Raw genomic sequence first — 25,201 nt, 5'->3', positions numbered from 1 at the left:
CCGCGTCCTCGCTTCGCTCCGGGCGCGGCTGAGGCACAAGTCGTCCTGTGCTTTCCGATGCACTCGGTTCGCTCGTTCATGCGTTCTGCTCCAGGAGCTGGCGGAGCGACTTGCTCGCCCGCGCGGCGTGGCTCTTCACGGATCCCCGGCTGATCCCCATCGTGTCGGCGATCTCCGCCTCGGACAGGTCACCGTAGTACCGCAGCACCATCACGGTGCGCTGCTTCTCCGGCAAGGTGCGCATGGCCTCGATCACCCGGTCGGTCTCGACCGTCCGCAGGACGGCGTGTTCGGCGCTCGGCTCATCCGGGAGCGAGCGGGGCGTGTGCTTGTCCACCACCACCAGGTGGCGCTGGCGGGAGCGGCAGCGGTTCACCACCGCGGTGCGCAGGTAGGCGAGCGCCTTGTGCGGGTCGCGCAGCCGGTGCCAGCGGCCGTGCATCGCGACGAACGCGTCCTGCACGATCTCCTCCGCCGCACCGGTGTCACGCAGCAACAAGGCGCCGAGGCGGACCAGCGACGTGTAGTGCGCCGTGTAGACAGCCGTCAGCGCCTCGTCGGCATCCCACGAGGACTCATGTGTCACGCCCTCTTCGTACACCACCGCCGGTTGCGCCACGAGAAGATGACGCGGAGACCACGTCCCAGGTTGACAACACCGTTTGGCCGGGCCTTCGGCGCCGGCGGGTCATGGGGCCAGGGGTCATGTGATCACGGGTTGGGCGTGTTCGGGGGAATTACAAGTGAGGGTGTCGGTGGAGACGGCTAGCATGGGTGGGTCAGCTACCCCGGCATCAGGAGGAAGAGCCTGTCCAGGCCACGCAGTATCGAACCGGAGGCGCGCGCGAACGGCGCCGCCACCGCCACGCAGGCGTCGCACAAGATCGTCGTGCCGAACAGCATCGACATGGTGGCCCTGCTCGGAGCCCGGGACGAGTTCCTCCGCATCGTCGAGAAGGAGTTCGCCGCCGACATCATGGTCCGCGGCAACGAGATCACGCTGACCGGCGAGCCGGCCGAGCTGGCCCTGGCCGAGCGGCTGATCGACGAGCTGATCGCCGTGGTCCGGACCGGTCACGGGCTGACCGCGGACTCGGTCGAGCGCAGTATCGCGATGATCAAGGCCGCCACCGTCGAGAGCCCGGCCGATGTCCTGACCCAGAACATCCTGTCCAGCCGCGGCCGCACCATCCGGCCGAAGACGCTGAACCAGAAGCGGTACGTCGACGCGATCGACAGGAACACCATCGTGTTCGGCATCGGCCCGGCCGGTACCGGCAAGACCTACCTGGCGGTGGCCAAGGCGGTCCAGGCGCTGCAGGCCAAGGAGGTCAACCGGATCATCCTGACCCGGCCGGCGGTCGAGGCCGGTGAGCGGCTCGGCTTCCTGCCCGGCACCCTATCGGAGAAGATCGACCCGTACCTGCGGCCGCTGTACGACGCCCTGCACGACATGCTGGACCCGGAGTCGATCCCGCGGCTGATGACGGCCGGCACGATCGAGATCGCGCCGCTGGCCTACATGCGCGGCCGGACCCTGAACGACGCCTTCATCATCCTGGACGAGGCGCAGAACACCTCGCCGGAGCAGATGAAGATGTTCCTCACCCGGCTCGGATTCGGCTCCAAGATGGTCGTCACCGGCGATGTCACCCAGGTCGACCTGCCGACCGGGACGAACTCGGGGCTCCGGGTCGTCCAGGACATCCTCGAGGGCGTCCAGGACCTGACGTTCTGCCGGCTGACCTCGCACGACGTGGTCCGGCACAAGCTCGTCGGCCGGATCGTGTCGGCGTACGAAAATTTCGAAGGGCAGCGCTGAGCCGCACAGATGAACGTCGAGGTCAACAACGAGTCCGGGGTCGAGATCGACGCACACGGACTGATGCGGCTCAGCCGGTTCGTGATGTCGTCGCTGCGGCTGCACCCGGAGTGTGAGCTGTCGATCAAGCTGGTCGACGAGGACACGATGGCGCGGTATCACGTCGAGTTCCTGGACCTGCCGGGTCCGACCGACGTGATGTCGTGGCCGATGGACGAGCTGCGGCCGGGTGCCGAGGACGACGCCGAGCCGCCGCTCGGTCATCTCGGTGACATCGCGCTGTGCCCGACCGTCGCGGCCACGCAGGGCACCAAGGCCGGGCACGGCACCTGGGCCGAGCTGGAGCTGCTGACCGTCCACGGCATCCTGCACCTGCTCGGGTACGACCACGCCGAACCCGCCGAGAAGGCGGAGATGTGGGACGTCCAGGGCCGGCTGCTGGAAGCATGGCGATCACCCGCAAACCGGATGGAGGGTGTCTGATGGTTCCCATCAGCCACCCTCTCGGACAGGAGTGACGTTGCGGTGACCTCCCACGACCTCGTTCTGCTGGTTGTGGCTGCGGTGCTGGTCCTGCTCGCCGGTCTCTTCGCCGGCGCCGAGGCAGCACTGTCGTCGTACTCCAAGGTGCGCGCGAACGAGCAGGTCGAGCAGGGCAACCTGCGCGCGGTCCGGCTGCGCGCCCTGCTGTCGGACGCGCCGCGCTACCTGAACTCGCTGCTGCTGGTCCGGCTGATGTGCGAGATCACCGCGATCGTGCTGGTCACCCAGGCGCTGTCGGAGGTCTTCCCGGTCACCTGGCAACACATCCTGATCACCGCCGTGGTGATGGTGCTGGTCTCGTACGTGATCATCGGCGTCGCGCCGCGCACTCTCGGCCGGCAGCACTCGGACCGGTTCGCGATCCTGTCGGCCGGCCCGGTGATGGCACTGACCCGGATCCTCGGGCCGCTGCCGAAGCTCCTGATCCTGATCGGCAACGCGCTCACTCCGGGCAAGGGCTTCGCCGAGGGCCCGTTCGCGACCGAGGCGGAGCTGCGCGCGCTGGTCGACCTGGCCGAGAAGTCGGCGGTGATCGAGTCCGGCGAGCGGCAGATGATCCACTCGGTGTTCGAGCTCGGCGACACCATCGTCCGCGAGGTGATGGTGCCGCGGACCGACATGGTCTACATCGAGAAGCACAAGAAGCTGCGCCAGCTCACCTCGCTGGCTCTGCGGTCGGGCTACTCGCGGATCCCGGTGATCGGTGAGTCGCTGGACGACATCCTCGGCGTCGTCTACCTCAAGGACGTGATGCGCCGGGTCTACGACAACGCGCAGGCCGAGTCGACCGAGCGGGTCGAGTCGGTGATGCGGCCGTGTATGTACATCCCGGACTCCAAGCCGATCGACGAGCTGCTGCGCGAGATGCAGGCGGCCAGGATGCACGTCGCGATCGTCGTCGACGAGTACGGCGGAACGGCCGGCCTCGTCACCATCGAGGACATCCTGGAGGAGATCGTCGGCGAGATCACCGACGAGTACGACGAGGTGCCCGACTCGGTGCAGGAGCTGTCGGACGGCGCGTACCGCGTGTCCAGCCGGCTGCCGATCGACGAGTTGGGCGAGTTGTTCGGCGTACCGCTGGACGACGACGACGTCGACACCGTCGGCGGTCTGATGGCGAAACTGCTCGGCAAGGTGCCGATCCCCGGGGCCGAGGTGGAGATCGCGGGATTGTCGCTGACCGCGGAGCGGCCGTCCGGCCGCCGCAACCAGGTCGGTACTGTGCTGGTACGGCGGGAGGAAACCGCCGACCCCTCGCACGACCAGAACCATCAGCACGCCTGATCCCCTTGGAGCATTTCTTGTCAGACCTCTCGGCCGAGGACGCCAAACTCGTCACGCTGGCCCGCGCCGCCCGTGCCCGCACCCGTGCGGCCGAAGGTGCCGCGGTCCGGGACTCCGACGGGCGCACGTACGCCGCCTGCACGGTGGCGCTCGACACCGTCGGCCTGACCGCATTGCAGTTGGCGGTCGCGATGGCGCTGTCCTCGGGGGTGAAGGGTCTGGAGGCCGCCGCGGTCGTCACCGACGCACCTGATGGCCTCGATGTGAACGTCGTCCGCCACTTCGCCGGCGCCGCCATTCCCGTAGTAGTTGCCAATGGCACCGGAGAGGTCCGCGATGTCGTCCACACCTGAGGCCTTCAAGTCCGGTTTCGCCTGTTTCGTCGGGCGACCGAACGCGGGCAAGTCCACCCTCACCAACGCGTTGGTGGGGCAGAAGATCGTGATCACCTCGTCGAAGCCGCAGACCACCCGGCACGCGGTCCGCGGCATCGTGCACCGGCCCGACGCCCAGCTCATCCTGGTCGACACCCCCGGCCTGCACAAGCCGCGCACGCTGCTCGGCGAGCGGCTGAACGACCTGGTCAAGACCACCTGGGCCGAGGTCGACGTGATCGCGGTCTGCCTGCCGGCCAGCGACCGGATCGGCCCGGGCGACCGGTTCCTGGTCACCGAAGCAGCCAAGGTCGCGAAGACCCCGAAGGTCGCGCTGGCCACCAAGGCCGACCTGGTCGAGCCGGACCGGATGGTCGAGCACCTGGCCGAGATCGCCGCGCTGGGGGAGTCGGCCGGGATCGAGTGGGCCTCGATCGTGCCGGTCTCGGCGACCTCCGGTTTCCAGGTCGACGTGGTCGCCGACGAGTTGGTGAAACTGCTGCCGGAGGGCGTCGCGCTCTACCCGGACGGCGACATCACCGACGAGCCCGAGGAGACCCTGGTCGCCGAGTTGATCCGCGAGGCGGCGCTGGAAGGTGTGCGGGACGAGTTGCCGCACTCGATCGCCGTCACCATCGACGAGATGGGCCTGCGCGAGGACCGGCCGGAGGACAAGCCGCTACTCGATGTGTACGCCAACATCTTCCTCGAGCGGGACAGCCAGAAGGGCATCATGATCGGTCACAAGGGCGCCCGGCTGCGCGAGGTCGGCGCCGCCGCCCGCCGCCAGATCGAGGCGCTGCTGGGTACGCCGGTCTACCTCGACCTGCACGTGAAGATCGCCAAGAACTGGCAGACCGACGCCAAGAACCTGCGCAAACTGGGCTTCTGAGTGACCCTGCAGAACCCGGTCTACGCCGCCCTGACCGGTCCACACTCCACCTTCGCCGAAACCCGCGGGAACGCCCGCTGCTACCCGAAGGCGATCGCTCCGTTCCTGGGCCTGCCGGACAACCCGACCGCTGAGGACTGGTCCAACGCGGCCGAGCTCCTCGGCGCCGGCACCACGGCCGCCCTGATGCGCCCGGACCTGCCGGTCCCGGACACCTTCAAGCTGGACCGCCAGTTCGACCTGGTCCAGTACGTCGCCCCGCCGACACTGGCGGCTGAGTACGACGAAGCCGTCGTCCTCACGTGGGACGACGTACCGGAGATGCTGGCCCTGGTCGCCCTCACCGATCCCGGGCCGTTCCGCTCTCGCACGATCGAGCTGGGCACCTACCTCGGCATCCGCCGCGAGGGCGAGCTGATCGCCATGGCCGGCACCCGCTTCGCCCTCCCCACCCACACCGAGATCAGCGCCGTCTGCACGCTCCCGTCGTACCGCGGTCAGGGCCTGGCCACCCACCTGATCCGCGCGGTAGCCGCCCACATCGCCTCAGCCGGCCGCACGCCGTTCCTGCACACCGGCGGCACCAACACCCGAGCGATCCAGCTCTACGAATCGCTCGGGTTCACCCTCACCAACTCGATGAAGGTCACCGTCGTCGAGGCGGTCTAGAGCGACTTCTGGTAGGCGATCGATCGGGCGACGATGCGGTAGTTGAGTTGTTCGTTGATCGCGATCATGTGGGCGTTGGACTCGGCGTTCCAGGTGTCGAGCTGGGTGACGGCGGGTTCTTCGTCGCGCATCCAGAGCAGCATGGCGGTCTTGACCAGGGCACCGAGGCGATGGCCGCGGTGGGCGCGATCGACGGCGGTGTCGTGCTGCTCGGCGATGTGCGGTCGCTCCCGCTCGACCACGATGGTCGAGTGCCCGGCCAGTGCGCCGGTCGAACGCTCGCGCGCGATCACCCGGTAGATGGTCCGGTCCGCGGCCTCCTGGGCTGCTTCGTACTTGCGCAGCCGCTCCGGGGTGAACACGTCGTCCTCGATGTCCAGGTCGTCCTTCGGCGCATCGTTGATCGACGCGGTCAGCGCGACCATGCCGTCGAGCAGCTCATCGGGCACCCGACCGGTCACCCGCACCAGTTCGTACGCGGCCGACGCCCGCACCGCTTCGTCGTACAAGCCCTGGACGACGGACCAGTCGAGGCCGGTGATGTCCTGCCGCCGGTTGACCTCGACCGCCTTCTGCTCGAACCCGTGCCGCAGCGAGAACGCGTTCGCCTTCGGCAGGTCCCAGTTGTCCGTCCCGAAGGACGTCCGCCCCAGCTCACGAGCCACCTGTTCGGCGTACCCGAGCAGCTCCGAGCCGATGCCACGACCTCGATGGTCCGGATGAACCTCGAGCGATGTCCACGCGAGGTGGGTGTTGTCGTACGTCGGCGTGTACAGGCCGATCAGTCCGACGACCACTCCGTCTTCGTCGCGCGCCAGATAAGCCCGGCCCGGGTCACCGTCCCACCCGTACTTCAAGTGGGCGGCGTAGCTGCGTGGCGTCGACATCAACGCCTCCGGGCAGTCCAGCTTGGCCGCGGCACTCTGCACCGCGACAGCATCAGCGCATCCGACCTCGTCGTCGGGCGACAGTCTTGTGATCTCCACCCCCTCAGCTTCCTCGCCGCCGCCGATTACCGCGAGTGGTTTATCCCGGTGAGGAAGTCACCGCACGTGCCACATCTCGCGCTCGGTTCACACCCTGACAGTCGGACGGAAATCTTGACCGATTCCAGAACGGTGGGAAGACTGCTGGGGTGGTAGTCGACGCCGACCTCCACCAGTTGTTGCGTGCGGTCGCGCTCCGGGTCACCCGGCCACGGGTGGCAGTACTCCACGCTGTCCACGCGCACCCGCACGCAGACACCGACACGATCATCCGTGCCACCCGCCGGGAACTGCCCGACGTGTCCCATCAGGCGGTGTACGACGTCCTGCGCGCACTCACCGACGCCCGGCTGCTGCGGCGGATCCAGCCGGCCGGTTCGGTCGCGCGCTACGAGGCGCGAGTGGGCGACAACCACCATCACGTGGTGTGCCGGTCGTGCGGCGCGATCGAAGACGTGGACTGCGCGGTCGGCGAGGCGCCCTGCCTGGACCCGTCGGACCGCCACGGCTTCTCCGTCGACGAGGCCGAAATCGTCTACTGGGGCCTGTGCCCTACCTGTTCCGCCGCCACTTCTGACCCTGCAACCGCACGGAAAGGCTGAGCATGTCCGACACGTCCGGAGTGACCCACCAAGGCAGTGAGAGCGAGAACCCGGCCATCGACGCCCCGACTCCGAAGGCGGGCAGGCCGAGCACGAACAAGGACTGGTGGCCGAACCAACTCGACCTGACCATCCTGCATCCGCACGCCACCAAGTCGAACCCGATGGAGGACGGCTTCGACTACGCCGAGGAGTTCGCGAAACTCGACGTCGACGCGCTCAAACAGGACATCGTCGACGTGATGCGGACGTCGCAGGACTGGTGGCCGGCCGACTTCGGCCACTACGGCCCGCTGTTCATCCGGATGAGCTGGCACTCGGCCGGCACCTACCGGATCGAGGACGGCCGGGGCGGGGCCGGCGACGGTGCCCAGCGGTTCGCGCCGCTGAACAGCTGGCCCGACAACGCGAACCTCGACAAGGCCCGCCGGCTGTTGTGGCCGGTCAAGCAGAAGTACGGCCGGAAGATCTCCTGGGCCGACCTGCTGGTGCTGGCCGGCAACGTGGCGCTGGACGACATGGGGTTCAAGACCTTCGGCTTCGGTTTCGGCCGCGAGGACGTCTGGGAGCCCGAGGAGATCTACTGGGGTCCGGAGGACACCTGGCTGGGGGACGAGCGTTACAGCGGTGACCGCGAGCTGCACGGGCCGCTGGGCGCCGTACAGATGGGCCTGATCTACGTCAATCCCGAAGGCCCGAACGGCAATCCGGACCCGATCGCCGCGGCCCGCGACATCCGCGAGACGTTCCGCCGGATGGCGATGAACGACGAGGAGACGGTCGCACTGATCGCGGGCGGCCACTCGTTCGGCAAGACCCACGGCGCCGGGCCGGCCGACACCGTCGGACCCGAGCCGGAGGCGGCGCCGCTCGAGGCGCAGGGGCTCGGCTGGCACAGCGGCTACGGCACCGGTAAGGGCAAGGACACCATCACCAGCGGGCTCGAGGTGACCTGGACGAATACGCCGACCCGCTTCGGCAACGGGTTCTTCGAGAACCTCTTCGGCCATGAGTGGGAGCTCACCAAGAGCCCGGCCGGCGCTCACCAGTGGGTCGCGAAGGACGCCGAGGCGACCGTGCCCGACGCGCACGTGCCGGACAGCAAGCACCGCCCGACGATGCTCACCACCGACCTGGCGTTGCGGGTCGACCCGGTCTACGAGCCGATCTCGCGCCGCTTCTTCGAGCACCCGGAGGAGTTCGCGCGGGCCTTCGCCAAGGCCTGGTACAAGCTGCTGCACCGTGACATGGGACCGGTCTCCCGTTTCCTCGGCCCGTGGGTCCCCGAGCCGCAGCCGTGGCAGGACCCGGTCCCGGCGGTCGACCACGAGCTGATCGGCGACGAGGACATCGCGGCGCTCAAGGACAAGGTGCTCGGTTCCGGCCTGTCCGTCGCGCAGTTGGTCAGCACCGCCTGGGCGGCTGCGGCCACTTTCCGCGGTACCGACAAGCGCGGTGGTGCGAACGGCGCACGGATCCGGCTCGAGCCCCAGCGGAGCTGGGAGATCAACGAGCCGGACCAGCTGGCCACGGTGCTTCAGACCCTCGAGCAGATCCAGCAGGAGTTCAACGGCTCGGGCAAGTATGTGTCGCTGGCCGACCTGATCGTGCTCGGCGGCTGTGCTGCCGTGGAGAAGGCGGCCCGTGACGCCGGGCAGGCGATCACCGTCCCGTTCCGGCCGGGCCGGACGGACGCCTCCCAGGAGGACACCGACGTCGACTCGTTCGCCGTACTCGAGCCGCGGGCCGACGGCTTCCGCAACTACCTGCGGGCGGGGGAGAAGCTCTCGGCGGAGACTCTGCTGCTGGACCGCGCCTACATGCTGACCCTGACCGCCCCGGAGCTGACGGTCCTGGTCGGCGGCATGCGGGCCCTGGGCGCGAACGTCGGCGGGGCGCAGCACGGTGTCTTCACCGACCGGGCCGGGACCCTGACCAACGACTTCTTCGTGAACCTGCTCGCCGCCGGCGCGGAGTGGAAGGCGTCGGAGTCGGAGGAGAACGTCTTCGAGATCCGGGACCTGGCGACCGGCGAACGCCGGGGGACGGCCACCGCGGCCGACCTTGTCTTCGGCGCGAACTCGCAGCTCCGTTCCCTGGCCGAGGTCTACGCGAGTGCCGACGCCCGGGACAAGTTCGTCACGGACTTCGTCGCGGCCTGGGTCAAGGTGATGGAGCTCGACCGGTTCGACCTCAGGACGGGGTAGGCATCCCGTAGGCGTGGTCGATGGTCATCGAGAAGACAAGACGCTTGTCGGTGACCATCGCCCGGCGGTACTCGTCCCAGTCGGGGTGTTCGCCGGACGCGGTCCGGTAGTAGTCGACCAGGTCCTCGACCACGGCGTCGTGCGGATCGGCCGCCACCGGACTGAGCTCGGCCTTGCCTTCCAGTACGACGTACGAGCGACCGCCGGGACCGTCGACGTACAGGCTGGCCCGCGGGTCGCGCCGCAGGTTCTTCGTCTTGGCCCGGCCGTCGGTCAGCGACACCCGGATCCGCTCGCCGTCGAACACGTAGGTGACGTTCGACAGCTGCGGCCGGCCGTCGCGTTTGAGGGTGACGAGGACGCCGAGGCCGTGGGTGCCGATCCGGTCGGTGAGGGATGCAGTCATAGATCAAGGTTAAAAATTCAAGGGCACTTGAGCACAAGTCGTCACGCTCCGTGTCTCGACGGTCGAGACCCCCGGTTCGACGGGCGGGCCGGGTTGTGCTTAGACTCACTGGCATCATGCGGCACCAGCTTCTCCTCCTTCGCTGCCGCGGCGAGGCCTGACAAGGCCGGTTCCCTCGCCGCGGAGTCTCGTCGTACGCCGGTCGTCCCTCACGACCCACGCAGTACACCTCCGAGGAGAACCCCCCGTGGCACCGAAGAACCAGCCCAAGCCCGTCCAGCAGCCGTCCGGGATGCCGATCCAGCGCTACCGCGCGTTTCCCCCGATCGACCTGCCGGACCGCACCTGGCCGACCAAGTCGGTCGACCGGACCCCGCGCTGGCTGTCCACCGACCTCCGTGACGGCAACCAGGCGCTGGTGGAGCCGATGTCGCCGGCCCGCAAGCGGCGGATGTTCGACCTGCTGGTGCGGATGGGCTACAAGGAGATCGAGGTCGGTTTCCCGAGCGCGAGCCAGTACGACTTCGACTTCGTCCGCAGCCTGATCGAAGAGGACGTCATCCCCGACGACGTCACCATCTCGGTGCTGACGCAGGCCCGTGACGAGCTGATCGAGCGGACCGTGCAGTCGCTGCAGGGCTCGCCGAAGGCGACCATCCACCTCTACAACGCGACCGCGCCGCTGTTCCGCCGGGTCGTCTTCAACGTGGACAAGGCCGAGTGCCTCAACATCGCGGTGCGCGGCACCGAGACGGTGATGAAGTACGCCGACGACATGCTGGGCCACTGCGAGTTCGGGTACCAGTACAGCCCGGAGATCTTCACCGGCACCGAGCTGGAGTTCGCGCTCGAGGTCTGCGAGGCGGTCAGCGACCAGTGGCAGCCGGCCGAGGGCCGCGAGATCATCCTGAACCTGCCGGCCACCGTCGAGATGTCCACCCCGAACGTGTACGCCGACCAGATCGAGTGGTTCAGCCGCAACCTGACCCGGCGTGAGCACAGCACCATCAGCCTGCACCCGCACAACGACCGCGGCACCGCGGTGGCCGCGACCGAGCTGGCCCTGATGGCCGGCGCCGACCGGGTCGAGGGCTGCCTGTTCGGCCACGGCGAGCGGACCGGCAACGTCGACCTGGTCACGCTGGGGATGAACCTGTTCAGCCAGGGCATCGACCCGCAGATCGACTTCGCCGACATCGACGAGATCCGCCGTACGGTCGAGTACTGCACCCAGATGCGGGTGCCCGAGCGGCAGCCGTACGCCGGCGACCTGGTCTATACCGCCTTCTCCGGCTCGCACCAGGACGCGATCAAGAAGGGCCTGGAGGCGCTGGACAAGCAGGCCGCGGCCGAGGGCAAGCCGGTCTCGGAGATCGCCTGGGAGGCGCCGTACCTGCCGATCGACCCGAAGGACGTCGGCCGGTCGTACGAGGCGGTCATCCGGGTGAACTCGCAGTCCGGCAAGGGCGGCGTCGCGTACATCATGAAGTCGGAGCACCGGCTCGACCTGCCGCGCCGGCTGCAGATCGAGTTCAGCCGGGTGATCCAGCAGCACACCGACGCCGAGGGCGGCGAGGTCGGCCCGCAGCACATGTGGGACATCTTCGCGGACGAGTACTTGGCGCCGGGCAAGCTGTCGCTCCTCACGGTCAACTCGTCGTCCGGCGAGGGCCAGGGTGACCAACTCCGGGTGCAGGTCTACTCCAACGGCGTACCGCACGAGCTGACCGGTGAGGGCAACGGCCCGGTGTCGGCGTTCGTCGACGCGATCAAGCCGCTGAAGTACGACGTCCGCGTGCTGGACTACCACGAGCACGCGCTCTCGGCCGGTGGCGACGCGCTCGCCGCCGCGTACGTCGAGTGCGAGGTCGGCGACGAGGTCTACTGGGGTGTCGGCCGGGACGCCAATATCCTCACCGCATCGCTGAAGGCGGTCGTCTCGGCCATCAACAGAGCCACTCGCTGACTACAGAAATCGCAGTCGCCCGTCACCCTTCGCACGGGGTGGCGGGCGTTTTCTGCGCTTGAGATCACGGTTTGTGCGTACTATCGGCAACGTTGTCTCAAGTCGTTGACTCGGTGTCTGCGGATGCGCAGACTGTCCACACTGTGCGCAGATCCTTGCAAGGCAGGGTCTCTTACTAAAGGGTGTCACCGGGGGCCATATTCGTCGGTAGTCGCTTGGAGGTGAGCTGTGGGCGGTGCGGTCGAGACACCGGCTGGGAAGCTGATAGAGGGTCCGGTCGACGAGCCTAGACCCAATGTCACGCGACGATTCCTGAACGCGTGGTTGGTCCGTCGAATCGCGAAAGCGATCCTGACCATCTTCATCGTCACCACCGGGACGTTCTTCCTGGTGCGGTTGCTACCGGGCAACCCGGTCGATACCTACATCCAGACCCAGATCGCGCAGACAGGTATCTCCTACGAGGCTGCCGCCGCGCAGGCCAAGAACCTGTTCTCGCTGGATCCGGACGAGCCGCTGATCCAGCAGTACGTCACGTACATGGTCAACCTGCTGCACGGCGATTTCGGCAATTCACTGCTGTCGCCGGGCACCACCGTGGCCCAGGTCATCAAGACCTACCTGCCGTGGACGCTGTTCTCCGTCGGCGTCGCGACGATCCTCAGCTTCATCATCGGCATCGTGGCCGGCATGATCATGGCCTACCGCCGGGAGAGCTGGATCGACCACACGCTCAGCTCGGTGGGTGCGCTGCTGCACGCGATCCCGAACTACATCGTCGCGATCCTGATCGTGGTCTTCCTCGGCGTGAAACTGCAGGTCTTCAACCTGACCGAGGCGCGAGGCTCCTACACACCGGGAGTGGAACCGTCGTTCAGCCTGTACTTCCTCAACGACATCCTCTACCACGCGATGCTGCCGATCCTCGCTTACCTGCTGACCACGGTCGGATCCTGGGCGCTGGTGATGAAGTCCTCCACGGTGGAGACCCTCGGCGAGGACTACGTCACGGTCGCCCGTGCCCGTGGCCTCAGTGACTCCCGGATCCGGTCCGGGTACGTCGGGCGCAACGCCGTACTGCCGTTGTTCAGCGCGCTCGCCGTATCGCTCGGGTTCGTCGTCGGCGGCGCGATCTTCGTGGAGAAGATCTTCGGCTACCAGGGCATCGGCCTGGCGCTCTTCAACGCGGTCAACGGTCGCGACTACCCGGTGCTGCAGGGAATCTTCCTGGTCGTCACGATCTCGGTGGTGCTGGCCAACCTGCTCGCCGACGTGCTCTACAGCCGGCTGGATCCGCGGATCCGGGTCAGCTCCGAGAAAGTGAGGGCGAAGGGTGCCGGCGACGCCGGCGACGGCGGCGGCGGAGAGGGATTGGGGTAACGAGATGGCTGAGACTATGACCACCGCCGGCGCTACCGCCGCGATCGGGACGACGAGCGTTTCGCGCTTCGGCGGCATACTGCGATCGCTGCGGCGCAGCCCGGCCGGCTTCATCGGCTTCATCATCGTGGCGCTGCTGGTACTGATCACCGCCATCGGGCCGTTCTTCACCCCCGCGGTGGAGCCGAACGTGAAGGAGATCTTCCTGCCGTTCGGGTCGCCCGGGCATTTGCTCGGGACCGACAACGAGGGCAAGGACGTGCTGATCCAGGTGATCGACGGCGGCCGGTCCGTCATCTTCATCGGGTTCCTCGCGGCCGCGATCTCGACCGCTATCGCGATCGTCCTCGGCTCGCTGGCCGCCTACCTCGGCGCCGGGACCGACTCCGTGGTGGTCACCGCGGCGGACGTCTTTCTCACCGTCCCGGTCATCGTCCTGCTCGCGGTGCTCGGCGCGATGTTCAAGCTGGATTCGCCGTTGCTGCTCGCCTTCCTGGTCGGTGGCCTGGCCTGGCCGGTGCTGACCCGGGCGATCCGGTCCCAGGTGCTCTCGCTGAAGGAACGCGAGTTCGTCGAGGCGGCCAAACTGCTCGACCTCGGCACGATCCGGATCGTCTTCGTCGAGATCCTGCCGAACATGGCCAGCTTCATCCTGATGAACTTCATGATCGGTGTGACGAACGCGATCTACGCGTTGGTCGGCCTCTACCTGCTGGGCCTGGCGCCGTTGACCGGGTCGAACTGGGGCATCATGCTGAACCGCGCCTGGATCGCCGGCGCCATCTTCAACGACGACAGTCTGCCCTTCATCCTGAGTCCCATCGTCGCGATCGTTCTCCTGCTGCTCGGATTGGTGATGATGACGAGATCGCTCGAAGAAATCCTCAACCCGCGCCTCCGGGACCGGTGAGCATGGTGACTGCGATGTCTTCCGGCGCCAGCCGCGCTGTCCGCGGCGGCCATGGCAAGCCGCTGCTGTCGGTCCGCGATTTCAACGTCGAGTACCGGACCGGGTCCGGCTCCACCGTGCAAGCCGTCCGCGGCGTCGACCTCGACCTGTTCCCCGGCGAAAGCCTTGCGCTGGTAGGAGAGAGCGGCTGCGGCAAGACGACCTTCGGCCTCGGTCTGCTCCGGTTGCTGCCGCGCCTGGGCCACGCCAGCGGCAAGGTGATCTTCAACCGTGGCGACGGCGTCGAGATCGACATCCTCGGCCTGGACGGCGGGGACCTGCGCAAGTTCCGCTGGCGGGACGCGGCGATGGTCTTCCAGGGCGCGATGAACGCGTTCAACCCGGTGCTGAAGATCCGTGGCCACATGCACGACACGATGCGGGCGCACACCAAGGCCACCAAGCAGGAGATCGAGGAGCGGGCCGGGGAGCTGCTCCGGCTGGTACGGCTGGAGCCGGAGCGGGTGATGGACTGCTACCCGCACGAGCTGTCCGGCGGAATGCGGCAGCGGGTGCTGATCGCGATGAGCCTGCTGCTCGAGCCGGAGGTGCTGATCCTGGACGAGCCGACCACGGCACTCGACATCCTCACCCAGCGGTCGATCGTCGACGTCCTGCACGAGGTGCGCGAGCGGCTCGGGTTCTCGATGATCTTCATCTCCCACGACCTGTCGCTGGCCGCCGAGCTCGCCGACCGGGTCGCCACCATGTACGCCGGTCGTATCGTCGAGACCGGCGGCGTCCGGGACATGTTCTACCGGCCGCGGCATCCGTACACGCTGGGCCTGATCAACGCGGTGCCGCCGATCGTCGGCGACCTGCCGGCTCTCGAGTCGATCCCGGGTGGACCGCCGAGCCTGGCCGCGCTGCCGCCGGGCTGCAAATTCCACCCGCGCTGCAAGTTCGCCACCGAGCAGTGCAAGCAGGCCGACCCGCCGCTCATCCCGTTGACCGACCAGCCGGGCGACTGGCACGAGGTCGCCTGCATCCATTCCGATCAGGTGCACCTCGAGCGACGGGTGCCAACCGACGACCTAGGAACCGCATCATGACTGTGCTATTGGCCGGGCCTTCGGCGCCGGCGTGGTCATGGGGCCTTGCTCCCGGCCTTCCCTCGTCACTCCAGTCGCTGCGCTCCCTGCGCTCCTCAGTCCAGGCCGGGGGCCCCATGACCGGGCTCCCTGCGCTCCTCAGTCCCGACAGGGAGGCCCGATGACCGCGACCGAGACTGCCCGGGCGGGGACGGCTGAGGGACGTCAGCCGCTGATGACGCTGGACGGGGTCAGCCAGGTGTTCGACACCAAGGCTGGTCCGATCCGTGCGGTCGACCACGTCGACCTGTCGATCAACCCCGGTGAGGTGCTCTGCCTGGTCGGTGAGAGCGGCTCCGGCAAGACGACCGCTGCGCGGATGGCGGCCGGACTGGCCCGGCCGAGCGACGGTAAGGTCGCCTTCGACGGGACCGACATCTGGTCGATGAAGCGGAATGCCTTCGGCACCTTCCGGCGCAGCGTCCAGTACGTCCACCAGGATCCGTACGCCTCGCTGAACCCGACCCGGACCATCCTGCAGACGCTCGTTGCGCCGCTGCTCAAGCACGGCGTGGTCAAGGGCAAGAAGGCGGCCGCCGAGCGAGCGGTGGAGCTGCTGACGAAGGTCGACCTGACCCCGGCGGAGAACTTCCTGCTGAAGTACCCGCATCAACTGTCGGGTGGTCAACGGCAGCGGGTGGCCGTGGCCCGGGCCCTGACGCTGGACCCGAAGATCATCATCGCGGACGAGTCGACCTCGATGCTCGACGTGTCGATCCGGATCAGCGTGCTGGCGATGCTCGGGCGGCTGCGGGACGAGCTCGGGGTCGGGTTCTTGTTCATCACCCACGACCTGGCGATCGCGAAGTACTTCGGCTGGCACGGGAAGACCGCGGTCATGTACCTGGGCCGGATCGTCGAGTTCGGCCCGACCCCGAAGATCATCAACGCGCCCACCCATCCCTACACCCGGGCGCTGATCGACGCGATCCCCGAACCCGATCCCGATCTGACCAAGACCAAGGGCGCCGGATCCCTGCGCAGCCTGGAGATCCCGAGCCTGGCGCACCTGCCACCCGGGTGCGCGTTCCATCCGCGCTGCCCGCTGTTCGAAGACGGTCTGTGCGACGGAGCGGTGCCCCAACTGGTCGAAGTACGTTCCGGTCAGTCGGCCGCGTGCCACGTGGTGGCCCGCGACGGCGCCGACGCGGGCCGGCCGGATCAACCGGTGGCCTGATGGGACCCCAGATCGGCCGGGTCGGGCTCGGCTGGGCGGCGTTCCTGGTGCTGGCCAGCGTGATTCTGCTGTTCACGCTGACGCCGGGCACACCGGAGTTCGTCGTCACCCTGTTCACCTTGTGTTTGGGCCTGCTACTGGGCCTGATCGTCGTGGTCTTGGTCGTCGTGGCCAAGCGCCGCGAAAAACACGAGGGCGGTTAGCAGTACGTCAAACCAGTAGTGCCTGGCCACATGGGCGTGTGGTCAGATCAGAAAGGACGAAGGAATGAGTCCCACCGGCACCAACGATTCCGGCACCAACGGACCGGGCGCGAGCGCCCTGTCCAATGCGATCTCCCGCCGGCACGTGCTCCAACTGTTCGGTATCGCCGGTGTCGGCGCGGCCGGCATCGGGTCGCTGACGGCGTGTTCGCCGAGCGACCCGAACAGCGACGAGGCGGGCGACAAGTCCGGCAACAAGGAGTTCCACGGCGCGTATCCCTACCAGCTGCCGCCCAAGGGCCACTACAACCTGGCGGCGGGTGTCACCGAAGGCATCCAGCAGCAGAGCCCGTACCTCGACCTGATCTACCCGAGCGGCGGGATGTACTACTGGGCGGACAAGAAGTGGGAATACATGATGGCCGAGTCCAGCTCGCTGGACGCTGCGGCCAACACCTACACGATGAAGCTCCGCTCCGGCCTGACCTGGAGCGACGGCTCGCCGGTCACCGCCAAGGACGTCGTGGACACGTTCAACCTGCGCTGGCTGATGCGCCAGCAGGACTGGACGTTCCTGTCCGACGTCAAGGCCCAGGACGACACCACGGTGCTGTTCACCATCGGCACCCCGTCGACGGTGCTCGAGCGCTATATCCTCCGGGCACCGATCCTGCCCAGCTCCGTCTACGGTGAGTGGGCCACCAAGGCCGAGGCCATGCGGAAGGCCAACACCAGCCTGGACAGCGCCGAGGGCAAGAAGCTGAACGGCGACTTCCAGAAGCTCCGGCCGGAGAACCCGGTCGTGTCGGGTCCGTTCAACTACGACCCGAAGACCATGACAAATGCCCAGATGACGCTGGTGAAGAACGACAAGGGCCTGTTCGCCGACAAGATCGCGTTCAGCAAGGTCGTTCTGTACAACGGTGAGACCTCCGACATCACCCCGGTCGTGATGAACAAGGACGTCGACTACGCGACCCACGGCTTCGCGGTGGCCAGCGAGAAGACCTTCCAGCAGAACGGGTTCCGGATCCTCCGGCCGCCGGTGTATTCGGGCCCCTCGCTCGTGTTCAACTACACCACCCACCCGGAGCTCGCCGACGCCCGGGTGCGGCAGGCGATCGCCTACGTCCTCGACCGCAACGAGAACGGCACCGTCGCGCTCGGCGAGTCGGGCAAGCCCTGCAAGTTCATGGCCGGGTTCTCCGACATCCTCGTCCCCGACTGGATCACCGACGCCGACCAGAAGAAGCTGCAGGCCTACGAGAAGGACCTCGACAAGGCCACCCAGCTGCTGCAGGCGGCCGGCTGGAAGAAGTCCGGCGACAAGTGGACGACGTCGGCCGGCAAGCCCGCGGCGTACGACATCAAGTTCCCGACCGAGTTCGCCGACTGGAACCCGGCCGCCACCAACGCGGCCGACCAGCTGAACAAGTTCGGGTTCAACATCACCAAGCGGGGCATCACCTTCACCCAGCTGAACCCCGACGTCCTGGCCGGGAAGTTCGACATCGCGATCCAGGGTTGGGGCGCCTCGAACCACCCGCACCCGTACTTCGCGTTCGTCCAGGACCTGTACACGTTCAACTACGTGATCGCGGCGAACTCGGGCGGTAAGGGGATGAACTTCCCGCTCAAGCAAACCACCTCGGCCGGTCCGATCGACCTGAAGGCCGTGGTCGACAAGTCGGCCCAGGGCCTGAATGTCGACGAGCAGAAGAAGAACATCACCGCCGCGGCGATGGCGTTCAACGAGTTGCTGCCGATCATCCCGCTGTGGGAGCGCTACGGTAACAACCCGGCTCTGGAAGGTACCCGAGTTGCCAAGTTCCCGGCGGACGACGACCCGATCCTGAAGAACGCGCCGTACGCCGACAACTTCGTGATCATGGGCATGTACTCGGGCAAGGTTGCCCCGGCCTGAGTAATTCGGTGGCCAGCTGACCCGTTCGTTTGGTTGGGTCGGCCGGGTGATCAGCGTTCGCGAGATCGACCCGGCCGACCTGGCCCTCTTCGACGAGTGGTACGACGCCCTGCGGGCCGGTGTGGTCGCGGGGCGCGAGGCCGCGCTCGTGGTCGGGCGGGAGGCGCTCGGCTTCTCGCTGCGCAACCCCGGCCCGCTCAAGCGGCGGCTCGCGGTCGGCGCGTTCGAGGACGACCGGGTGCTCGGTGCGATGCTGTTCGAGTACCGGCTGACCGACAATCTCGACACGGTCGAGGTCGAGATCGACGTACCGCCGCAGCATCGGCGGCGTGGTATCGGTACGGCGCTGTGGCAGTGGGCCGTGAGGCGGGCGGCGCAGCTCGGGCGGACCATTTTCCAGACCGAGGTCGGAGTGCCATCCGAGCCGTGGCCCGGCGCTGAGTTCGCCGGCCACCTTGGTTTCTCCGTCGAGCATGTCGAGGACCACCTCGTCGTACCACTGCCGTACGACGAGGTGCTGCTGGACGACTTGCGTCGTACCGCCGGAGTGCTGGACGGGTATCGGCTGACGTCGTGGGCGGGTGTGTGCCCGCCGGAACACCAGCAGGCGTACGCCGATCTGCACACCGCGATGGATCACGACGTACCGACGGGCGGGATGACGCGCGAAGTGGTGCCGTGGACGGTGGAGAAGCTGCAGGCGAGTGAGCAGCGGATCGACCGGAGCTACCTCGCGCTCGTCACGATGGCGCACACGCTGTCGGGGGAGCCGGCCGGGTACACGTTGATGTACCTGCCACGGGGTGACGACTCGCACGCCCAGCAGGACGACACCTTGGTACTGCGGGAGCACCGCGGGCACAACCTGGGCACTCACCTGAAGCTGGCCAATCTCGATCAGCTGGCGAAGCACCGGAAGACCCAGCGCTACCTGCACACCTGGACGGCGCTGTCGAACGGTCCGATGCAGAAGGTCAACGCCCGCTTCGGTTTCCGCTCGATCGAGGAGCATCGCGAGCTCGAGCTGACCTACCCCCGGCTGCGTCCCGCCGCTCGCGCCGTCGTACTGGACCCTGCCGACCGGATCCTGCTGGTCCGCTTCGAGTTCCCCAGCGGTCCGCTCTGGGCGACGCCGGGCGGAGGGCTCGAGGCAGACGAGTCGTTGCGGGACGGCCTGCATCGTGAGCTGCAGGAGGAGATCGGCCTCGACGCTCCTGACGAACTGCAGCACCTCTGGCACCAGGAAGTAGTTGCCGAGGGCCACGCCACCGGGTACGACGGCGTCATCAACGACTACTTCCTCGTCCGCACCGAGCCCTTCACCGTCGGCGGCACCCTCACCGAGACCGAGCTCCAGGCCGAGAACGTCCACGGCCACCGCTGGTGGACCCTGGAGGAACTCCTCACCTCCGAGGCCCGCTTCGCGCCCCGAGCCCTTCCCCAGTTGGTGCAGGATCTCCTCGAGAGCGGCCCACCCACCACTCCGACCCAGGTGAGCCTGTGAACCTCCGTCACTCCACCCGAGGCCTCATCCTGGACCCTTCAGACAGACTCCTCCTCCTGCGCTGCGAGCTCCCGAACCTCTCCTTCTGGGTTGCCCCCGGAGGAGGCCTTGAGCCGGGCGAATCTGCTCACGAAGCTCTCACGCGCGAGCTGCGGGAGGAGGTCGGTCTGCTGTCCGCCGACATCCAGCAGCACGTCTGGCGCCAGGAGGCAGTCGGACCGTACGCCGCCGGCCACGACGGCGTGCGCAATGACTACTACGTCGTCCGCACCGCGCACTTCACGCCTGAGCCCACGTCTGACTGGGAACTGGAGGGCGTCAGCGACTGCCGTTGGTGGACCGTCGACGAGTTGCTGGCGGCTGAGGCCGAGTTCTCACCTCGTGCGTTGCCCAGCTTGGTTCACGCGTTGCTGACCGAAGGTGTGCCCGCGCGGCCGCTCCTGATGGGCGTGTGAGAAACGCGTTCGATGTCTGTCCGGTCACAGACGCCGTACCCACGTCAGCCGGCCTTCGTCCATCAGCGCGTGGCCGTCGGCGGCCTCGGCGACGGTCGGGTCGTGGGTGGCGATGACGACAGCGGCACCGCGATCGGCCTGTGTCCGCAGGAGATCGAGCACCCGCTCGCGATTGCTGCTGTCGAGCTCGCTGGTCGACTCGTCGGCCAAGATCACCCGGCCCTGCTGGGCGATCCCGCGGGCGACCGCGACTCGCTGCTGTTCACCTCCGGACAGCTCCTCGACGAGATGGTCGCCGCTGTCCAGGAGGCCGACCGAGGTCAGCGCCTCCTCGATCACCCGGTCGACCTCCTCGGTGGGCTTGCGATCCGCCAGCAACGGCATCGACAGGTTCTCCCGCGCGGTCAGCACCCGCGCCAGCCCGTTCCCCTGTGGGATCAGTACGACGCCGTGCGCCGCCGCACGCGGGCGGTCCGTGATCACCCGACCGTCCACCTCGACCTGCCCCGACTTCACCGGCACCGCGCCGGCGATTGCCCACAGCAACGAGCTCTTCCCGGCGCCGGACGGTCCGCTGACCGCGAGCACGAAGCCGGGCGGCACCTCGAACGACACGTCCGCCACCGCGACCAGGTCGCCGTACGCGACTGTCACCTCGCTGACGCTGATCACCGCGTGCCCTCCTGTTCCACCGGCGTCAGGCGGATCTCGCCGTCCTCCGTCGTCACCTGGACCAGCGTTCCGGCCGGCAGGAGTTCGGCCACGTGCGGTGGCAACGGCAACGATCCGTCGGTCGCCACCACGGCGTACTCCTCACCGGACCGTCCCTCCGACGCGATCCGCCCGTCCCGGATCGTGATGGTCCGGGGGAGTGTCGCCGCGACCTCCGGGTCGTGGGTGATCAGCAGCACGGTCATCCCGGTCTCCGCGTTGATCGTCCGGATCGCTGCGAGTACCTCGTCCCGCGCCTGATGGTCCAGCTGACTGGTCGGCTCATCCGCCAGCAGCAGCCCCGGATACGTGGCGATCCCCACCGCTACGGCACACAGCTGGATCTGCCCTGGTGTCAGCGACGTCAATGGCGTAGTGCGGTGCTCTTGGAGTCCAACCAGCTCGAGTACGTCGTCAGGACTCGGCAGCTCGCGGTCGCGGCTTGCAGCGCCTTGTGCGTACCGGATGTTGTCCACCGGCGTCAGGTAGGGGATGAGGTTCCGCCCAGCGCCCTGCAGCACGATGCCCACGTCGCCCGAGCGCATCCGGTCCAGTTCGGCCTCGGTCATCGTCGCGATGTTGTGCTCACCGATCTGCAGTCGGCCGGCGCTTGGCGTCAGCAGTCCGCCACACAGCTGCAGCAGTGTCGACTTGCCAGCACCGGACGGGCCTAGCAGTCCGACCAGCTCGCCTGGTCGCACAGTGATGCCGATGCCAGACAGTGCGGCGACGTCATGCCCGTGTGCACGGTAGATGTGCACCAGTCCCGTCGTACTGATCGCCAATCCCGTCACGTCAGCTCCTCCCGGATGCGGTTGTAGCCAGCGCGTCTGTTGACCCCAGTGCCGAGTAGCAACGTCGCAGCGGCGAGCACAGCCGTTCCAACCAGCCAGAGCATCAGTACGACCGTCCAGTTGGTGTCCAGCTCCAACGGGATCGGCCCACCCGGGTCGGCAAACAGTGGGATCAACGGCAACGCCACCTGCGCGCCGACCACTCCACACACAGTCCCGAGCAGCACGGCCAGTGCCACCGGACCGGTCTGCTCCCACCGCGCAGCACGACCAGTGGTGTTCGCAGGTACGCCGGTGATCCGCAGACTCGCGTAGTCCTGCGCCCGCGACCGCCACGACGTCACCACAGTGAGCAGGAGTACGACGATTGCCAGCGCCCAGCCCGCGATACCGACGACCGGCGTCAGCTGCAACGCCAGTGCGCTAGCGGACCGCCCGTACGACGCGATGCGGTCGTCCCTGCGGTCGACGAGCTCTGCCGCGAACCCGGCCTTGTTCAGCTGGGCCATGATCGTGTCGACATTCGCCAGACCGTCCGCGTTCAGCCATACCTCGTAGTCCGTCGCTGACTCGTCCACGCTGCCGGCCAAGCGTCGTACCGTCTCGAGATCGACCACGGCAGTGCGGTCCGGGTAGCGGTTCACCGGGCCGAGCAGCTGGTTGAGCTTGGTCAGCGTCATCGGTGAGCCGTCGATCGCGGGGCTGGTCGTCGCGCCGTCGTCGTACGGGTACTCCGGAGTGACCAGGGCCGGAACGACCGTGGGCACGGTCGCGTACTGCAGGATCTGGTCGTTGCCGAGGCTCCTCACCGCGACGGTCAGCGCTCCGCCCGCCTTGGCCGTGATCGAGCCTTGGTCAGAGCCGGCCTGCCGGACCGGACTCCAGTCGGTCGGCGATCCGAGCGGGATGGACGGCCGGTCCGCACTGGAGAGTTTGCTGATCACCACGTCGCCTTCGACGCCCGCCTGATCGAGCGTCTCGCGGCCGATGCCGAGCTGTAGCAACTGGCAGCCGCCGAGGCAGTCCACCGCGGCCGTCAGCTCGAACGGCTTGCCGGGGGAGAGCGGCATCGGCGGGAAGCTGACCAGGTACCGGCTGCCGTTGCGCAGGCTGACGACACTCGCCCGCAGGATGACCGACTTCGGTGGCGCTGCCGCCGGCTGCTCACCGTTGGTGGTCTCCGCGGACACCTGCTTCATCGGGCCGGTCGAGGCCGTCACGGTGAGCTGCGAACTGCGGAACTCGATCGGCTGCGGGCCGGCCGGTGCCTTCAGCGTCTGCCAGCCGTCGGTGTTGGTCAGCAGGTCGCCGCGGTACGCGATCCGGCGGAAGCTGTCCGGCTCGATCATCATCGACCTCAGCGCGTCCGGCGACGGCGGGCTCGCGATCACCACCGGGGTTAGCCAGCGCCGGTCGGGGTCGATCTGGTCGACCGCCTGGGTGAACTCGCTGAGGTACAAGGCGTTCATCCGCAGCACGGCCTCGGCGCCCGTCTCGTAGCCGGCCCGGGTTTCCCGGTTGTGCTCGCCCACCGAGGACGCCTGCCCCGCGAACATCACCAGCGCGGCTGCTACTGCAACTGCCGCGACGATGCGAGTCACAGCCGGCCGGCGCGAGATCTGCAGTGCCCCGAGTGCGAGGCCGAGCTGTCCGCGTCGGGCAGCCTGCCGGCTGATCGCGCCTGCTGTTGGCAGCAGCAGATGTGCAAAGGCCAGTCCGACTGCCAGGGCCAGCAGAGCGGGTGTGAGGACTGGCAGGGGACCACGGCCGTCGCCCGTCAGCCCAGCGATGAGCCCGGCCACTGCCAACACGATGATGCACAGGTCCACCACGCCGAGAGCCCGGCGCCGTCGCGGTACGACCCGACGCAGCAGACTGGCGATCGGCTGTCGTACGACGCCGCGGATCTGCAGGCGTACGACGATCAGCGCAAGCGTCACTGCGACGACCAGTGCGGCCGGAACTGTCCACGGTAGTTCGATCGGCGAGCCGTTGCGGAGCCAGGTCGCTCGGACGATCATCAGCAGTCCAAAGCCGGCGAGAGCCCCTGCGAGCGTGCCGATCAGCACAGGTAGGCCCAGCTCGAGCGACAACGATCTCGCGGTACGACGTGCACTTGAGCCACGCAGCCGGGCGAGAGCGATCTCCGGCCGCCTCTGGTCGACCACAGCCGCCAGTGCCAGCGCCAGGACGACCACACCGAACAGGGCGACCTGCACCATCACCAGCGGGATGATCGTGGTCGCTTGCTCGCGCTCACGCTGGATGCGGTCGATCATCGAGGCCAGGCCGGAAGTGTTCTCGGCGAACAGTCCGAGCTCCACGGCATTGCCGTTGACCCTGGTCGACTCCTCCTGCAGGCGTTCCAGGTCGTTGATCCGTGCCACACCGGGAATCGGCCGGGTGTCGGAGGTCATCCGCGGAGCCCAGTCGGTCTGGGCGAACGTCGTACGTTCGGTGAAGAGATAGTCCGACGAGCCTGGGTCCTTGTCGCCCGGGATGCGCGAGTGGCCGGTCGGGTACTGGCCGAACCAGTAGTCCGCGCGGGCCTCCTTCGGCCGGTACAAGCCGACCACGGTGAGTTTGCCGCCGCCGTCGGCGAGATTGTCCGACGGCAGTGCCGTCAAGGTGGTGCCGAGCTTGAACTGCCAGGTGCCGACGTCCGCTGCCGACGCGGCCACCTCGTTCGGGCGCTGCGGGCAGCGGCCCTCGACCAGGACGAGTTGAGCGCAGTAGCCGTCCCGCCAGGTCAGTCGGCCGCTCGGTGCGGGGTCGTCGATGTTGCTCGGCAGGCGCCAGCCGACGGTCGAGTAGATACCGTGCACCGGTGGGGTGAACAACGGCTTGAGGCCGGCCGGTACGAGTTGGTCGAGCGCCTCCGGGGTCTCGGCCCGACCGGGGCCGCGGCTCCGGACCGGGGCGCGGGACTCGAGTTGCCAGGCGGCCGTCAGCTTCTGGCCGGACAGCGCCTCGGTCATCACGGTCTGCTCGACGGCGCGGGCGAACCACGGCGCGAACACCGCGCAGGTCCCGATCAGCAGGCTGACCCCGGCCAGCACCAGCGACTGGGACCACCGGTACCGCAGCGCCCGTCGTAAGAACATCGATCCCCCTTTTCGCCCGCTCGAACATACGGAACCGGACGGGCCATTGTGGTCTGCACCGATGACTCGATGCGGACTTGTTGTCTGATCAGCGATCGAGGTCACTGACCGTGATCGCAGGAGGGGGTCTTGCTCACAGCAACGGGTGACGACGG

Annotated in this window: 23 protein-coding genes; 17 read left to right on the top strand and 6 right to left on the bottom strand. The window is 67.8% G+C overall.

Annotated features, from left to right (window positions below):
• Window positions 1-76 precede the first annotated feature (76 nt).
• Complete coding sequence (locus EV652_RS02980) at window positions 77-586, bottom strand: SigE family RNA polymerase sigma factor (protein WP_242001515.1); 510 nt, start codon at window positions 584-586, stop codon at window positions 77-79.
• Between the two features lie 321 nt (window positions 587-907).
• Between EV652_RS02980 and EV652_RS02975 the strand changes: the two genes are divergently transcribed.
• Genes EV652_RS02975 through EV652_RS02950 form a run of 6 tightly spaced genes read left to right on the top strand, consistent with a single transcriptional unit; the run spans window position 908 to window position 5,587 of the window.
• Entirely contained in the window at window positions 908-1,822 is a 915-nt protein-coding gene (locus tag EV652_RS02975) for a PhoH family protein (protein WP_242001561.1), read from the top strand.
• Window positions 1,823-1,831: 9 nt separating this feature from the next.
• A complete protein-coding gene (gene ybeY, locus EV652_RS02970) occupies window positions 1,832-2,305 on the top strand; it encodes an rRNA maturation RNase YbeY (protein WP_132207363.1) in 474 nt (157 codons plus the stop codon).
• A gap of 42 nt (window positions 2,306-2,347) precedes the next feature.
• Window positions 2,348-3,652 carry a hemolysin family protein gene (locus tag EV652_RS02965; protein WP_132207362.1) on the top strand — a complete coding sequence of 435 codons (1,305 nt, stop codon included), beginning with the start codon at window positions 2,348-2,350 and terminating at the stop codon, window positions 3,650-3,652.
• Between the two features lie 17 nt (window positions 3,653-3,669).
• Window positions 3,670-4,005 (top strand): cytidine deaminase-like protein, encoded by a 336-nt coding sequence (locus EV652_RS02960; RefSeq protein WP_132207361.1) that lies wholly within the window; start codon window positions 3,670-3,672, stop codon window positions 4,003-4,005.
• Complete coding sequence (gene era / locus EV652_RS02955; protein ID WP_132207360.1) at window positions 3,989-4,918, top strand: GTPase Era; 930 nt, start codon at window positions 3,989-3,991, stop codon at window positions 4,916-4,918. Before EV652_RS02960 ends, era begins: the two co-directional genes overlap by 17 nt.
• Entirely contained in the window at window positions 4,919-5,587 is a 669-nt protein-coding gene (locus tag EV652_RS02950; protein WP_132207359.1) for a GNAT family N-acetyltransferase, read from the top strand.
• Here EV652_RS02950 and EV652_RS02945 read toward each other — a convergent pair.
• The gene (locus EV652_RS02945; RefSeq protein ID WP_242001514.1) at window positions 5,584-6,573 is read right to left on the bottom strand and encodes a GNAT family N-acetyltransferase; all 990 of its coding nucleotides are present in this window, start codon (window positions 6,571-6,573) and stop codon (window positions 5,584-5,586) included. The two genes, EV652_RS02950 and EV652_RS02945, sit on opposite strands and share 4 nt — an antisense overlap.
• Before the next feature lie 149 nt (window positions 6,574-6,722).
• On the opposite strand from EV652_RS02945, the gene EV652_RS02940 reads away from it, so the two are divergent.
• The gene (locus EV652_RS02940; protein ID WP_132207358.1) at window positions 6,723-7,175 is read left to right on the top strand and encodes a Fur family transcriptional regulator; all 453 of its coding nucleotides are present in this window, start codon (window positions 6,723-6,725) and stop codon (window positions 7,173-7,175) included.
• 2 nt (window positions 7,176-7,177) lie between these two features.
• Window positions 7,178-9,382 (top strand): catalase/peroxidase HPI, encoded by a 2,205-nt coding sequence (gene katG / locus EV652_RS02935; protein ID WP_132207357.1) that lies wholly within the window; start codon window positions 7,178-7,180, stop codon window positions 9,380-9,382.
• On the opposite strand, the gene EV652_RS02930 is transcribed toward katG, so the two are convergent.
• A complete protein-coding gene (locus tag EV652_RS02930; RefSeq protein WP_132207356.1) occupies window positions 9,369-9,788 on the bottom strand; it encodes a PPOX class F420-dependent oxidoreductase in 420 nt (139 codons plus the stop codon). The two genes, katG and EV652_RS02930, sit on opposite strands and share 14 nt — an antisense overlap.
• A 292-nt stretch (window positions 9,789-10,080) precedes the next feature.
• Between EV652_RS02930 and leuA the strand changes: the two genes are divergently transcribed.
• From leuA to EV652_RS02885, 9 genes are all read left to right on the top strand, one after another.
• On the top strand, window positions 10,081-11,754 hold the full coding sequence (leuA, locus tag EV652_RS02925) for a 2-isopropylmalate synthase (RefSeq protein WP_199238016.1): 1,674 nt from the start codon (window positions 10,081-10,083) through the stop codon (window positions 11,752-11,754).
• A 324-nt stretch (window positions 11,755-12,078) separates the two neighbouring features.
• Complete coding sequence (locus EV652_RS02920; RefSeq protein ID WP_242001513.1) at window positions 12,079-13,134, top strand: ABC transporter permease; 1,056 nt, start codon at window positions 12,079-12,081, stop codon at window positions 13,132-13,134.
• Between the two features lie 4 nt (window positions 13,135-13,138).
• The gene (locus EV652_RS02915) at window positions 13,139-14,044 is read left to right on the top strand and encodes an ABC transporter permease (RefSeq protein ID WP_132207354.1); all 906 of its coding nucleotides are present in this window, start codon (window positions 13,139-13,141) and stop codon (window positions 14,042-14,044) included.
• Window positions 14,045-14,058: 14 nt separating this feature from the next.
• Window positions 14,059-15,135, top strand: a complete 1,077-nt coding sequence (locus tag EV652_RS02910; RefSeq protein ID WP_132207353.1) for an ABC transporter ATP-binding protein — start codon at window positions 14,059-14,061, stop codon at window positions 15,133-15,135.
• A gap of 160 nt (window positions 15,136-15,295) precedes the next feature.
• Window positions 15,296-16,351: an ABC transporter ATP-binding protein gene (locus tag EV652_RS02905; protein WP_132207352.1), complete on the top strand. Its 1,056-nt coding sequence runs from the start codon at window positions 15,296-15,298 to the stop codon at window positions 16,349-16,351.
• A complete protein-coding gene (locus tag EV652_RS02900; RefSeq protein WP_132207351.1) occupies window positions 16,351-16,554 on the top strand; it encodes a hypothetical protein in 204 nt (67 codons plus the stop codon). The genes EV652_RS02905 and EV652_RS02900 overlap by 1 nt, the downstream gene beginning before the upstream one ends.
• 64 nt (window positions 16,555-16,618) lie before the next feature.
• The gene (locus EV652_RS02895; protein ID WP_132207350.1) at window positions 16,619-18,478 is read left to right on the top strand and encodes an ABC transporter substrate-binding protein; all 1,860 of its coding nucleotides are present in this window, start codon (window positions 16,619-16,621) and stop codon (window positions 18,476-18,478) included.
• Window positions 18,479-18,524: 46 nt separating this feature from the next.
• Window positions 18,525-19,982 (top strand): GNAT family N-acetyltransferase, encoded by a 1,458-nt coding sequence (locus EV652_RS02890; RefSeq protein WP_132207349.1) that lies wholly within the window; start codon window positions 18,525-18,527, stop codon window positions 19,980-19,982.
• Complete coding sequence (locus EV652_RS02885; protein WP_132207348.1) at window positions 19,979-20,437, top strand: NUDIX hydrolase; 459 nt, start codon at window positions 19,979-19,981, stop codon at window positions 20,435-20,437. Before EV652_RS02890 ends, EV652_RS02885 begins: the two co-directional genes overlap by 4 nt.
• A 24-nt stretch (window positions 20,438-20,461) precedes the next feature.
• Here EV652_RS02885 and EV652_RS02880 read toward each other — a convergent pair whose 3' ends face one another.
• The 3 genes from EV652_RS02880 to EV652_RS02870 are packed head-to-tail and all read right to left on the bottom strand — an operon-like array spanning window position 20,462 to window position 25,046.
• On the bottom strand, window positions 20,462-21,109 hold the full coding sequence (locus EV652_RS02880) for an ABC transporter ATP-binding protein (RefSeq protein WP_132207347.1): 648 nt from the start codon (window positions 21,107-21,109) through the stop codon (window positions 20,462-20,464).
• Window positions 21,106-21,942 (bottom strand): ABC transporter ATP-binding protein, encoded by an 837-nt coding sequence (locus tag EV652_RS02875; RefSeq protein WP_132207346.1) that lies wholly within the window; start codon window positions 21,940-21,942, stop codon window positions 21,106-21,108. Before EV652_RS02875 ends, EV652_RS02880 begins: the two co-directional genes overlap by 4 nt.
• On the bottom strand, window positions 21,939-25,046 hold the full coding sequence (locus tag EV652_RS02870) for an FtsX-like permease family protein (RefSeq protein WP_132207345.1): 3,108 nt from the start codon (window positions 25,044-25,046) through the stop codon (window positions 21,939-21,941). Before EV652_RS02870 ends, EV652_RS02875 begins: the two co-directional genes overlap by 4 nt.
• Window positions 25,047-25,201 lie beyond the last annotated feature (155 nt).

The organism is Kribbella steppae, from assembly GCF_004342025.1.
Lineage (GTDB): Bacteria > Actinomycetota > Actinomycetes > Propionibacteriales > Kribbellaceae > Kribbella > Kribbella steppae.
The sequence above is the reverse complement of the archived record's forward strand: the minus strand, read 5'-3'. Positions and strand labels throughout refer to the sequence as shown.